Here is a 12676-nt window from a genome sequence, read left to right as displayed (position 1 = left end):
CGCTCAGCCACGGATATGCAGCACGCAGATTAGGGTGAACAATCGCCGCGCGGTGTCGAAATCGAGCTCGACCTTGTCAGCGAGGCGGTCGACCAGCATCTGCGCGGCGTCGTTGTGAATGGCGCGCCGGGCCATGTCGATCGTCTCGATCTGGTCGGGCGTCGCGGACCGAAGCGCTTTGTAATAGCTGTCGACGATCGCGAAATATTCGCGCACGGGGCGGCGGAAGCGGCCGAGCCCGATCACCAGCCGCTCCCACGGCGCACCGTCCTCGCGAGCGATGTCCATCGCCAGCCGCCCGTCATGCACCGCGAGCGAAAGCCGCCAGGGGCCGGCATAATCATCGCCGTCATGCACGCGCAGCGGTCGGAAATGGCTGGTTTCCTTGAGGTCGAACAGCGCGATCCGGCGCTCCTGCTCGACGTCGTCGCTCCGCCGGACGACCGTCGCTTCGTCGAGTTCGATGTGGATGATGCGCGGGTCGGTCATGGTGTCGGCGCGTTCTTGCCGCAGCGCATTGCGGATATCCACAGCTTTGCGATGCGGCGAACTTGACGGCGCGCGGCTGGGCGCGTGAGGGTCGCGACATGGCCGCCGCTCTTCCGATTCCCGCAAACCAGACCGCTGCGGCGGAGCCGGCGACCCCGACGCTGCCCGCGAATCTGGAGGCGGAGGCGGCCTTCCTCGGCGCGTGCATGATCGACAATCGTGTGCTCGAGGACCTGCCCGTCCCGCTCGAGCCGCAGCATTTTTTCGAGCCGCTTCACCAGCGACTGTTCGAGCGGATCAGCGTGCTCGTCAGCGACAACCGGGTCGCCAACCCGGTCACGCTCAAAGTCTATTTCGAGGCGGACGAGGGGATGCGTGCGCTCGGCGGGCCGGGCTGGCTGGCGCAGCTGACGGGCAGCGCGGCCGGACTGATCGGTGCGCGTGACCTCGCCCGGCAGATCCACGATCTCGCGCTGCTTCGCGCGCTCATCGGCGTGGGGCGGGAGCTGGTCGACCGTGCAACCGACACGCGCGACAGCATCGACCCGCACACGCAGATCGAGGAGGCGGAGACCGCGCTTTACCGCGTCGCGGGCGGCGATACCGAACTCGGTCAGGCGCGCAGCCTCGGCGCGGCGGCGTCGGTGGCGCTCGCGAACGTCGAGAAGGCGCTGAACAGCGGCGGGTCGCTGTCGGGCGTCACCACGGGCCTCGCTTCGGTCAACGCCAAGATCGGCGGGCTGCACGCGTCGGACCTGCTTATCCTCGGCGGGCGTCCGGGCATGGCCAAGACCTCGCTCGCGACCAACATCGCCTATGCTGCGGCCGACCGCTGGATGCGCGACGAGGCCGACGGCATCCCGCCCGAAAAGAACATGGGCGCCAAGGCGGTGTTCTTCAGCCTCGAAATGAGCGCCGACCAGCTCGCCACGCGTATCCTTGCCGAACAGGCGAACATCAGTTCCGAAGCGCTGCGCATGGGCAAGATCAGCCACGGCGACTTCGATCGGCTGGCGGATGCCGCGGCGCGATTGCAGTCGATGCCGCTGTTTATCGACGATACGCCCGCGCTGACCATCGCGGGCCTGCGCACCCGCGCACGCCGGCTGCATCGGCGGCACGGGATCGGGCTGGTCATCGTCGATTATCTCCAGCTGCTGCAGGGTGCGAGCCGGTCGGGCGACAACCGCGTCCAGGAAATTTCCGAAATCAGCCGCGGCCTTAAGACGCTGGCGAAGGAGCTGAACGTGCCGGTGCTGGCGCTGTCGCAGCTGAGCCGCGCGGTCGAAAGCCGTGAGGACAAGCGCCCGCAGCTCGCCGACTTGCGCGAATCCGGCTCGATTGAGCAGGACGCGGACATGGTACTGTTCCTGTTCCGCGAGGAATATTACGTCAACTCGCGCGAACCCAAGCGGCCGGTCGATGGCGACGATGCCAAGGTGTTCGACGACCACGCCAAATGGGCGGCGGAGCTCGAACGCGTGCAGGGCCTCGCCGAATTGATCGTCGCCAAGCAGCGGCACGGCGCGACCGGCAAGGTCCGTCTGCACTTCGAAGCGCGGGTGACGAAGTTCAGCGACCTCGCCGACGACCGCTACGGCGCGTACGAGGACGACTAGCCCGCGCGCTCCAGCCGGGCGATGAAGAAGCCGTCGAGCCCGCCCACCTCCGCCAGCATGGAGGGCAGGGTGCGGACCGCTCCGTCGGCCGTCGGCGCGAGACCCGCGGGCAGTTCGTCGGCGGTGACCGGGGCCAGCCGCCAGTCGTTATGCGCTGCGAGGAAGCGCTCGAGCTGTGCTTCGCCTTCTTCGGGTTCGAGGCTGCAGGTCGCAAAGACGAGACGTCCGCCTGGCCGCACTGCCCTCGCGGCTGCGTCGATCAGCTCCACCTGCAAGGCCGCGCGGTCGTCAATGTCGCGTGCGTCGATGCGGTGGAGCACGTCGGGATGGCGACGCGCGATCCCGGTTGCGCTGCACGGCGCATCGAGCAGCACGGCGTCGTACTGCCGGTCCGGCGGCAGCGCGCGCCCGTCGCCGACGACCACCTCCGCGTCGAGCCCCACGCGCGTGAGGTTGTCGCGCAGCCGCTGCGCGCGGCGTGCCGATGCATCGAGCGCGGTGACCTGCCACCCCGCGGCCGCGAGCTGCATCGTCTTGCCCCCCGGCGCCGCCCCCACGTCGAGCACCCGCCGTCCGCCCCCGTCGCCCAGCAGCCGCGCAGGCAGCGATGCGGCGAGGTCCTGCACCCACCACGCTCCGTCACCAAAGCCGGGCAGATCGACCACCGCCCTCCCGCGCGGGAGCCGGAGATGGCCTGGCGCCACGCTGGTCGCGCCAAGGCGCTCTGCCCAAGCCGAGGTTTCGCTCGCATCGCGCAAGCTGAGGTCGAGCGGCGGTGGCGCGGCGAGCGCGGCGGCGATGGCGCGGCATGCTTCCGCCCCCCACGCCGCCTCCCACCGTTCGGCAACGGCGAGCGGCAGCTCAGGCACCGGCGGGAGCGTCACGCCGCTGCGCAACACCGCGCCGAACACGCCATGAAGCAGGCGGCGCGGCCCGCCGCTCAGCAGCGGCAGCACCGTCGCGATTGCCGCATGTTCCGCGACGCGCAGGCCGAGCGCCTGCACCAGCGCGATCCGCAGCGCCTGTCGCACCTTGAGGTCGTGGCCGAGCGGCTCGCGTGTCTGGGCGTCGATCAGTGCGTCGAGCGACACCGCGTGGCGGCACACTTCGGTGGCGATCGCGACGGCGAGGGCACGGTCGTTGGGCGCGAGGGCACGCAGCACATTGGGGCTCGCGGCATCGAGCGGCTCGGCCCGGCGAAATACCGCGTCGAGCAGGCGAAGCGCCGCTGCGCGTGCCGGGACGCCTGGCGCGTCAAGTTCGTTCGTCGCCGGGCGTGTCGAACGGCGGTGCGGGGGAGGGGGGCGTCGCGATGGCATTGCGTATCCCGCGGCCCTATATCGCTTGCATGGACAAGCCCACCCCCGACCGTGACGCGCGTGCGACGACGCCGCGCGCCACGCGCCGCCCGCCGGGCGTCAGCGCGCCCGCGCATTGGACGTCCAGCCCCCCGCCCGCGCCCCGGACAGTGACCTACGAAGGGCGCGCGGAAAAGGGCCGTCCCGACCCGGTCCGCTACGGCGACTGGGAGAAAAAGGGCATCGCGATCGATTTCTGAGGCACCGCAAGTGCCCGTCGGCGAATCTCCCGACGGGCACTTCTCATGCGGTTGTCTAGAAACGGAAGCCGACCGCCACCCCGTAGCGGCGCGGCTCCAGCGTGAAGATGTTAGTGAAGTTCCCCGACGTCGCGTCGGTGACGTAGAGCCCGGTCGTGGCGTTGCTGTCAAAGATGTTCTGGATGAATGCACGCGCGTACCAGCGGCTCGACGGGCCGTTGAGCTGGACCTGCGCATTGGCCTGGGCATAGCCTTCGATCCGGTTGACGTTGCCGTTGAAGATGTTGCCGTAGCTGTCGCCGGTGTAGGTTACGTCGACGCGGGGCACGAGCGTCATCTCGTTATCGAAGCGGAAGGTGTACTGGGCGCCCGCGCTCCATTTCACCGTCGGCGCCTGCGGCAGTTGATTGCCGCGGATGTTCACCGGCACGCCTGCGCCATAGAATTCAATGCCGCCGAACGCCGGCCCGACGGTCGCGGCGGTGGCTTGCAGCGCCGCACAGATGCTGAACGCGCCGGTCGAGGCGATGCCGCTGGTCGGGCCAAAGGGTTGCGGACCGCGCAGGCCTGCGCCGGGTGAGACACCGGGGATGGCGCCGGCGTTGATCAGGTTGTTGATCTGCGTGACGAAGCCGTTGACGCCGGCGACGCTGCCCGCGCGCGAGGCGACCGCGCAGTGGGACGCGTTGGTGATGTCCTTAATGATCACCGCATCCGCGCGGCCGCCGCCCGGGTCACGCGGATTAGGCAGGAATTTGTCCTCCGACACCTCGGTATTGAGGTAGGAGAAGCCGAGGTTGACCAGCATGTCGCGCGTCGGCTGGATGATCGCCTCCGCCTCGACGCCCCAGATGTTGGCGCTGACATTGTCGTTGACCGACGTTCGCGCGACGATGCGCGACAGCTGCAAACCGTTGTAGCGGTAATAGAAACCGGTGAGGTTGAGCTGCAGCCCGCCGAACGTGTTCTTGGAGCCGATCTCGAATGCGTCGACCGACTCCGGCTCGAAACTTTCGGCCACGGCAAAGATCGGCGACAGCGGCGGATTGATACCTCCCGATTTATACCCTCGCGAATAGCTGACGTAGAGGAGGTTGTCGGGCGTCACCTGGAAGTCGAGGACCGCCCGCCCGGTGATCGCGTCGAAATTCGCCTCGCGCACCTGGAACGGCTGATTGCCGGCGGTCGCCGGGTCGGCATCGAATGCGCCCAGATATGGCGACGCGTCGGCAGGGCTGGTCCCGAACGGCGTCAGGAAACTCGCCAGCGTCGTGCGGGCGCTGATCTCCTTGTGGTCGTTATTGTACCGCACGCCGAGCGTCAGCTTCAGCCGATCGGCGAGGTCGACATAGGCTTCGCCGAACAGCCCGTAACTCGTTGCGAGGAAATTGTTGGTGTTGTTGCGGTAGAAGGGCGATGCGAGGAACGATGGCGGCAGCGGCCCACCCGCCGCGGGGGGATTGGTGAACGCGCTGAACGCCCCCAGCAGCCCGGCCGCATAGTCGAGCTGGAAAGCGTTCACATAATAGCTGTTCTCGGTGAGACGCAGCCAGCTGTAGATGCCGCCTACGAGGAAGTTGAACGGCCCATCCCAGTCCGACGATATCAGCCCCTCGGCTGACCAGCTGCGGGTGTACGCATTGGACCGGTCGAAATCGAGCGGCGTCTGCGCGCATACCGCACTGCCGCCGAACGCGCCGGTGTTGGTCGGCTCGGCCGCGGACGTGCAGAGCTGACCACCCGGCCCGCCCGGGATCAGCGCCTGTGCGATCGGCCGGAAATAGGCGGCGGGAAGGCCGGGGATCGCCCCCGCCGCAGCGCCCGCGAGTACGGTCAGGCCGGGAGTCGCCAGCGCACGGTTCTGCACGGACAGATTATAGTCTTGGCTGCTGTCGACGCCGGTTTCCTGATAGTTACCGAGCAGTCGCACCGACAGGCCGTTGCCCAGATCCTGGCGAAGCGACGCCTGAAAGATCATTTCGTCGGCGTAATAGAGCGACGGATAGTCGGTGTTGACCTCGCGCACGTCGCTGGGGTTGACCGAGTTGGCGTAAACGTCGGTGCCGTAGAGGCTGCCCAGCGCGAAGGCGGTCGGGATGCCGCGGATGGCGAAGAACTCACGACTGGTCAGCACCGCAGCGACCGTCGAATTGCCGTTCGTCACCTGCGCATCGCGCGACTGGTTGAGGCAGCCGAGCACCCCCGTCGGGTCGCGCTGGCACAGCTGGCGCGTGATTCGCATCCGATCGTCGTTCTCGCGGAAATAATATCCCATCAGGTCGATGGTGGTGCGATCGCTCGGCTCCCAGCGGAACGACCCGCGCACCCCGAACAGGTCGCGGCCGTCCATCCGCGTGTTGTCGTAGAGGTTGCGGGTGTAACCATCGCGATTGAGGTAAATGCCCGCGACCCTGATCGCCGCGTTGTCGCCGATGGGCACATTGACCATCCCGCGCGCTTTGATGCTGTTGTAATTGCCATATTCGAATTCGCCGGCCGCGCCGAAGGCGTCGGGGTCCGGGCGGGCGGTGATGAAGTTGATCACCCCGGATGTCGCATTGCGACCGAACAACGTGCCCTGTGGTCCGCGCAGCACCTCGACCCGTTCGAGGTCGAAAAACTCGGTCTCGAAAATGCGCGTGGAAAACAGCGGCGCGTCGTTCATGTGGATCGCGGTTGCGCTGTCGCAGCTGACCCCGACGCACAGGTCGCCGATGCCGCGAATGGTAAAGCTGGCGCCGGTAAAATTGCCTTTGGAAAAGGTGATGTTCGGCAGCGACAGCTGAAGGTCGGACGTATTGCGGATCTGCTGCTGCTCAAGATTTTGCGCCGAGAAGGCACTGACGGCGATCGGGACATCCTGCAGTCGCTGTGAAGAACGCTGTGCGGTGACAATGATATCGCCCGCCTGGTCCTCGGGCGGCGTCGCCTGTTGCGCTTCGGCGGCGCTGACAGGATCGCCGGTCGCATTGGCATCGGTCGTCTGCGCCAGCCCCGGGGAGGAAAGCGCGAGCGCCAGTAGCGATGCGCCGCTGAACTGTCGGCTCGCTGTCCAAATGGTCCGCATGATCATCTCCCCTTCTGCTCCGGCCGCGCGGGCGCCGGAGTGCACGTCGTCCGGCGCGGAGGCGCCGTCGGGGCGGGGAGATGGTCGCAGCCCGGTCACACAGGCTCCGCCGACGCACACGATCTGATGGCCGTGGTCGCTGCGCCGGGTTTGCGAGCTATCGAGATGGTCGTCAATCCAGAAAAGACTGCCCGTTCGGGACGGCCGTCGAAACGTCGGTATGATGCAGCGTTCCTAGAGTAGTGACTTTTCTGCCACGGACCGGGCTGTCGATCTACCGACCGGTTTTTGCGCCGTTGACGAAATCGGGGAGCGCGCCAGAGATGGGCGCCAATGCACCAGGACCATCGCATCCTGAGACGCAGCGGTCTGTTTGGAGATGAGCTCGATGAAATTTTATCCCGTGCGGCACGGCGCCAGCCTGATTGCGCTGGCGATTGCCACGCCTGCCTTTTCCCAGGACGCGGCGGTTCCCCCGCCGGGCAACACTCCGCCGACGGGCGCGCAGGCGCAGGATCAGGCCGATGACCAGAGCAACGACGCGGGCAACGACATCATCGTGACCGCGTCCAAGCGCGAAGCGACGCTGCAGGACACGCCGATCGCGGTTTCGGTCGCCACGGCGGAAACGCTTCAGCAAGCGCAGGCGCGCGACCTGATCGACGTGCAGTCGCTCGTGCCCTCACTCCGTGTGGCGCAGCTCCAGTCAAGCGCGAACACCAATTTCATCATTCGTGGTTTCGGCAATGGCGCCAACAACGCCGGCATCGAACCGTCGGTCGGCGTGTTCATCGACGGCGTCTATCGCTCGCGTTCCGCCGCGCAAATCGGCGACCTGCCCAACATCCGCCGCATCGAAGTGCTGCGCGGCCCGCAGTCGACGCTGTTCGGCAAGAACGCCAGCGCGGGCATCATCTCGATCGTGACGCAGGAGCCGCAGTTCGACTGGGGCGGCCACGCCGAGCTCAGCTACGGCAATTACAATGCCATCGTCGCGCGCGCCGATGTCACCGGGCCGATCAGCGACACGCTCGCGTTCAGCCTCTACGGCAACTACAACCGCCGCGACGGGTACGCGCAGGACCTCAATCTCAACACCGATTTCAATGACCGCAACCGCTATGGCTTCCGCGGGCAGCTGCTGTGGGAGCCGTCGGACCGCTTCAAGCTGCGCCTGATCGGCGACATCGACCAGATCGACGAAAATTGCTGCATCGCCGCCAACATCATCAACGGACCGACCGGCGCGGCCGTGTTCGCGGTGGGCGGGCGCATCGATCCGCAGAACCCGTACAGCTACGAAGTCTACAACAACTTCGTCTCCGAAAACGACATCCGCAACTGGGGCGTGTCGGGGCAGGCCGACTATGAATTCGGGCCGATGACGCTGACGTCGATCACCGCCTATCGTGAAGTGCGCAGCCGTACGAACCAGGACAGCGACTTCACCAGTGCCGATCTGATCGGTCAAAACCGCAACGCGCTCGACATCCAGACCTTTACGCAGGAATTGCGGCTGGCGTCGGACTTCGACGGCCCGCTGAACTTCCTCGTCGGCGGCTTCTATTTCAACGAAGACATCACTACGACCGACGCGCTGTCCTACGGCACGGCTTTCCGTCCCTACGCCAACCTCCTGATCCAGTCGCAGACCAACGGGGCGTCGAGCGTTCCTGCGCTCGAGACACTGCTCGGTGTTCCCAACGGAACATTGTTCGCGGCGGGGCAGGGGCTGTTCGGCACGTTCGACTATTCGAACGAAGCCTTCTCGCTGTTTGGCACCGTCGATTTCGACGTCACCGACCGGCTGACCCTGACGCTGGGGTTGAGCTACACCGAGGATCGCAAGCAGGTCCGATCGGACGTGCGTTCGACCGACGTGTTCTCGGGTCTCGACCTGACCGCCATCGGACGTCAGGCGATCATCAATCAGGGCATTGCGACCACCGTCGGCCAGCTCCTCCGCTTGCCCGGTGCCGCCAACGCGCAGCAGATCGCCGCCTTTGCCGCTGCGAATCCGGCGGGCTTCGCACAGGTGCAGGCTGGCGCAACCGCGTTCGGCAATGCCAATGCCGCCAACCCGGCGGTGAACCCGCTACTCGGGCTCCGTCCGCTGCAGTTCCTGCCGCCGTTCCTCAACTTCCCGAATGCGGTCGAGGACGGGCGCACCAACGACGACAATCTTAGCTACACCATTCGCGCCGCGTACGATCTGACCGACAACGTCAATGTCTACGCGACCTACGCCACGGGCTTCAAAGCGAGCAGCTTCAACCTCTCGCGAGACTCGAGGCCCTTTGCTGGCGATTTCATTCCCGGTTCGCCGGTCACCAATCCGGCATCCTCGCCGATCCGCGCGGCGGGGCTGGCGGTGCCTAATCTCAGCACCGGCTCGCGCTTTGCCGGCCCTGAAGAGGCGGAAGTTATCGAACTCGGCCTCAAGGCGCAGTTCGACCGCGTCGCGTTCAACATCGCGCTGTTCGACCAGAAGCTGAAGGGCTTCCAGTCGAACATCTTCACCGGCACCGGCTTCGCGCTGGCGAACGCCGGGCAGCAGTCGGTCCGCGGTATCGAGTTCGACGGGTCGGTGCGGCCGATCGATCCGCTGACGATCACCTTGGCCGTGACCTACCTCGATCCGAAATACGACAGCTTTGTCAGCACCGGCATCGCCATCCCCGGCCTGCCCACTCCGCAGCAGGGCGGGCCTCAACTCGACCTGTCGGGCGCGACCCCGGCGGGGATTCCGCAGCTGGGCTTCAGCCTCGGCGGTGCATATGTCCATGAATTCGCCGGCGGTTCGACCCTGACCTTCCGTGCGGATTACAGCTACGAAAGCCAGGTGCAGGTAGCCGAGAATGTCCCGAACGTCAGCCGGGAGATCGACAATCTCAATGCCGCGGTGATCCTCGGCCTGACCAACGGGCTCGAGTTGTCGCTGTGGGGCCGCAACCTGCTCGATAGCCGCTATCTGACGACGGTCTTTCCGTCGGTGGCACAGAACGAAAGTTTCAGCGGCTATCCCAACCAGCCGCGCACCTACGGTGTTGCCGCGCGCTTCACTTTCTGAGCCGAGGGGGGAAGGGGAGGGGGGCGGCGCCCCCTTCCGACCCCAATATGAAAAGGGCCTCCCGATCGCTCGGGAGGCCCTTTTCTTTAGCGATCGGTTCCGATCAGAAGTGGAACACCACGCCCGCCTGCGGACGGATCGTCTGGAAGTCGCCGGTGTTCGCTTCCAGGCGGATGCGGACACCCGAGTTGGTGCTCACGCCGCCGAGCCCGATGTCACGCGGACCGACTTCGACGCCGAGACCATAGACTTCCTGACCGAAGTCGCCGCCGGTGACCGACGCCGCGCCGCGGTTGAAGTTGGTCCACTCGTACCCGGCCTTGCCGTAAACGAGGCCGCTGTCGCCGGCGCGCACGCCGAGACGACCCGCCACGCCGTAGCGCCAGTCGATGTCACCGTTGATGCCCTTGGCGACGTTGCCTTCCACCCCGGCCACGATCGGACCGAGCGGAATGTTCGCGCCAAGCGCGCCTTCGATGAAGGCACCTTCGTAACGGCCACCGTTGCCATAGGCCGGAACACCGTAGGCGTCGCGATCATAGCTGTTGTAGCCGCCGGTCACAGCGACATAGGGCTCAAAACCGAACGCCGGCGAACCGTCGGGCGCAGTTTCCTGCGCCGAAGCGACAGTCGGCAGGGTCGCGGCAACCGCCGCAGCTGCAAGAAATGCAAATTTCTTCATGGTGGGGAGAGCCTCTTTCGTTTCTATACTCAGCGCGGACTGTTCCTCGCTGTCCACGCACCCGGATTATGCTCCGATCTGCGCGATGCCTTCACAACCGACGATTTGGGATGCGGTTGCCAGTTTTCCAGAGAAGTTTCGAACAAAAGCGCGACTGTGACGAAAGCGTCACGGTTTCTGTCACTGACGTGAACAGCCGTGGCGTTTCATCCAGGTCGAGCGATCAGGCTGGGGTCGCGCCGAGCCGGGGCTGACGGCGGACCTGCGGAACCGAGCCGACGTGGCCGTCGATCGCCCGCGGCTCACCAGCCTTGGGATCGCTCGGACGATCGACCCCACCACCGGCAATGACCAAGCGCGCTTCCTCGCCCGACAGCGTCTCATATTCGAGCAGCGCCTCGGCGAGCCGATGAAGCTCGTCGATATGGTCGCTCAGCACCTGGCGCGTCTGACCCTCCGCCTCCTCAATGAGACGGCGCACCTCCTCGTCGATCAGCTGTGCGGTGCGCTCGGACATGTGCTGCGCACGACTAACGCTGTGGCCGAGGAAAACCTCGTCCTGGTTGTCGCGATAGCGCAGCCAGCCAAGCTTGTCCGACATGCCATATTCCATGACCATCGCGCGAGCCATATCGGTCGCCTGCTGAATGTCGTTCGACGCGCCGGTGTTGAGTTCGTCCTCACCGTAGATGAGCTGTTCCGCAATGCGTCCGCCAAAGGCCAGCGCAAGGCGCGCCTTCATCTGCTTCATGCTCATGTTGAATCGGTCGCGTTCGGGCAGGTTCCAGGTCACGCCCAGCGCGCGGCCGCGCGGGATGATCGTCACCTTGTGCAGCGGATCGCAGCCCTCGACATGCAGCGATACCAGCGCGTGACCCGCCTCATGATAGGCGGTGACCTTCTTTTCTTCCTCGGTCATCACCATCGAGCGGCGCTCTGCGCCCATCATGACCTTGTCCTTGGCTTCCTCGAACTCGGCCGAGGCGATCAGGCGCTTGCCTTTCCGCGCGGCGAGGAGCGCCGCTTCGTTCGCAAGGTTGGCGAGGTCCGCGCCGGAAAAGCCCGGGGTGCCTCGCGCGATGCGCCGCAGGTCGACATCGGGCGCGAGCGGCTTGGTGCGGCTGTGCACCTCGAGAATCTTGACGCGGCCCTCGATGTCGGGACGCGGCACCACGACCTGGCGGTCGAAACGGCCCGGACGAAGCAGCGCCGGATCGAGCACGTCGGGGCGGTTGGTTGCCGCGATGATGATGATGCCTTCGTTGGCCTCGAACCCGTCCATCTCCACGAGGAGCTGGTTGAGCGTCTGTTCACGCTCGTCATTGCCATTGCCGAGGCCGGCGCCACGGTGCCGACCGACGGCGTCGATTTCGTCGATGAACACGATGCACGGCGCGGACTTTTTCGCCTGCTCGAACATGTCGCGCACGCGGCTGGCACCGACGCCGACGAACATTTCCACGAAGTCGGAGCCCGAAATGGTGAAGAACGGCACGCCCGCTTCACCTGCGATTGCGCGGGCCAGCAGCGTCTTGCCCGTCCCGGGGGAGCCGACCAGCAGCGCGCCCTTGGGGATCGACCCGCCCAAGCGGCTGAACTTGCTCGGGTCCTTCAGGAACTCGACGATCTCTTGCAGTTCCTCACGCGCTTCCTCGATGCCGGCGACATCGTCGAAGGTGACGCGGCCCTGCTTTTCGGTCAGCAGCTTCGCCTTGGACTTGCCAAAGCCCATCGCGCCGCCGCCGGAGTTTTTCTGCACCTGCTTGAAGATGAAGTAGCCGATCGCGAAGAACAGCAGGAACGGCACAATCTGGGCGAACATCCACAGCAGCATCGACGGCTGGCTCTGCGGCGCGCCGTCGAATTCGACCCCGCGATCCTGCAGCGCCTTGATGAGCTCGGTGTCGCCGACGCGGTTGGCGGTGAATTCCTTGTCATCGGCAAGTTTGCCCGTGATCCGGGTGTCGCTGAGCACCACGCTCTTCACTTCGCCCGCAGCGAGCCGCGTCTTGAATTCCGAATAGGGCATCGCGTTGGCGGTGCGAGCATTGCCCCCCATCAGCTGAGTGACCATCAGCACCGCGAGGATGATCCCCGACCAGATCATCAGCGTCTTCGCCCATCCCGCAGGAGGCTTCGAATTCGGCTTGGGATCGTTCACGCTGCTTGCTCTCCGGAGCGCCCCGCCGGG

At 65.9% G+C, this 12676-nt stretch carries 8 protein-coding genes; 3 read left to right on the top strand and 5 right to left on the bottom strand.

The window, feature by feature from the left end; all coding sequences use genetic code 11:
- Positions 1-3 precede the first annotated feature (3 nt).
- Positions 4-489, bottom strand: coding sequence for a UPF0262 family protein (locus ACRYJK_RS05015; protein WP_482666452.1), 486 nt, complete (start codon positions 487-489; stop codon positions 4-6).
- Between the two features lie 98 nt (positions 490-587).
- Here ACRYJK_RS05015 and ACRYJK_RS05010 point away from each other — a divergent pair, with 98 nt between their 5' ends.
- Positions 588-2108, top strand: coding sequence for a replicative DNA helicase (locus ACRYJK_RS05010; RefSeq protein ID WP_482666451.1), 1521 nt, complete (start codon positions 588-590; stop codon positions 2106-2108).
- Here the strand turns inward: ACRYJK_RS05010 and ACRYJK_RS05005 are convergent.
- Complete coding sequence (locus ACRYJK_RS05005) at positions 2105-3427, bottom strand: RsmB/NOP family class I SAM-dependent RNA methyltransferase (RefSeq protein ID WP_482666450.1); 1323 nt, start codon at positions 3425-3427, stop codon at positions 2105-2107. The two genes, ACRYJK_RS05010 and ACRYJK_RS05005, sit on opposite strands and share 4 nt — an antisense overlap.
- A 29-nt stretch (positions 3428-3456) precedes the next feature.
- Between ACRYJK_RS05005 and ACRYJK_RS05000 the strand changes: the two genes are divergently transcribed.
- The gene (locus ACRYJK_RS05000) at positions 3457-3666 is read left to right on the top strand and encodes a DUF1674 domain-containing protein (RefSeq protein WP_482666449.1); all 210 of its coding nucleotides are present in this window, start codon (positions 3457-3459) and stop codon (positions 3664-3666) included.
- Positions 3667-3721: 55 nt separating this feature from the next.
- Here ACRYJK_RS05000 and ACRYJK_RS04995 read toward each other — a convergent pair whose 3' ends face one another.
- Positions 3722-6733, bottom strand: a complete 3012-nt coding sequence (locus tag ACRYJK_RS04995; protein WP_482666448.1) for a TonB-dependent receptor — start codon at positions 6731-6733, stop codon at positions 3722-3724.
- Between the two features lie 388 nt (positions 6734-7121).
- Between ACRYJK_RS04995 and ACRYJK_RS04990 the strand changes: the two genes are divergently transcribed.
- The gene (locus tag ACRYJK_RS04990) at positions 7122-9803 is read left to right on the top strand and encodes a TonB-dependent receptor (RefSeq protein ID WP_482666447.1); all 2682 of its coding nucleotides are present in this window, start codon (positions 7122-7124) and stop codon (positions 9801-9803) included.
- A gap of 103 nt (positions 9804-9906) precedes the next feature.
- Here ACRYJK_RS04990 and ACRYJK_RS04985 read toward each other — a convergent pair whose 3' ends face one another.
- Together ACRYJK_RS04985 and ftsH are read right to left on the bottom strand one after the other, a co-directional pair.
- On the bottom strand, positions 9907-10485 hold the full coding sequence (locus ACRYJK_RS04985; RefSeq protein ID WP_482666446.1) for an outer membrane protein: 579 nt from the start codon (positions 10483-10485) through the stop codon (positions 9907-9909).
- A gap of 223 nt (positions 10486-10708) precedes the next feature.
- Positions 10709-12592, bottom strand: a complete 1884-nt coding sequence (gene ftsH, locus ACRYJK_RS04980) for an ATP-dependent zinc metalloprotease FtsH (RefSeq protein ID WP_482667399.1) — start codon at positions 12590-12592, stop codon at positions 10709-10711.
- Between the last annotated feature and the right edge of the window lie 84 nt (positions 12593-12676).

Source organism: Sphingomonas sp. BLHR8, assembly GCF_056821725.1.
Note: the sequence above shows the minus strand (reverse complement) of the source record. Positions and strands in the feature narration are given on the sequence as shown.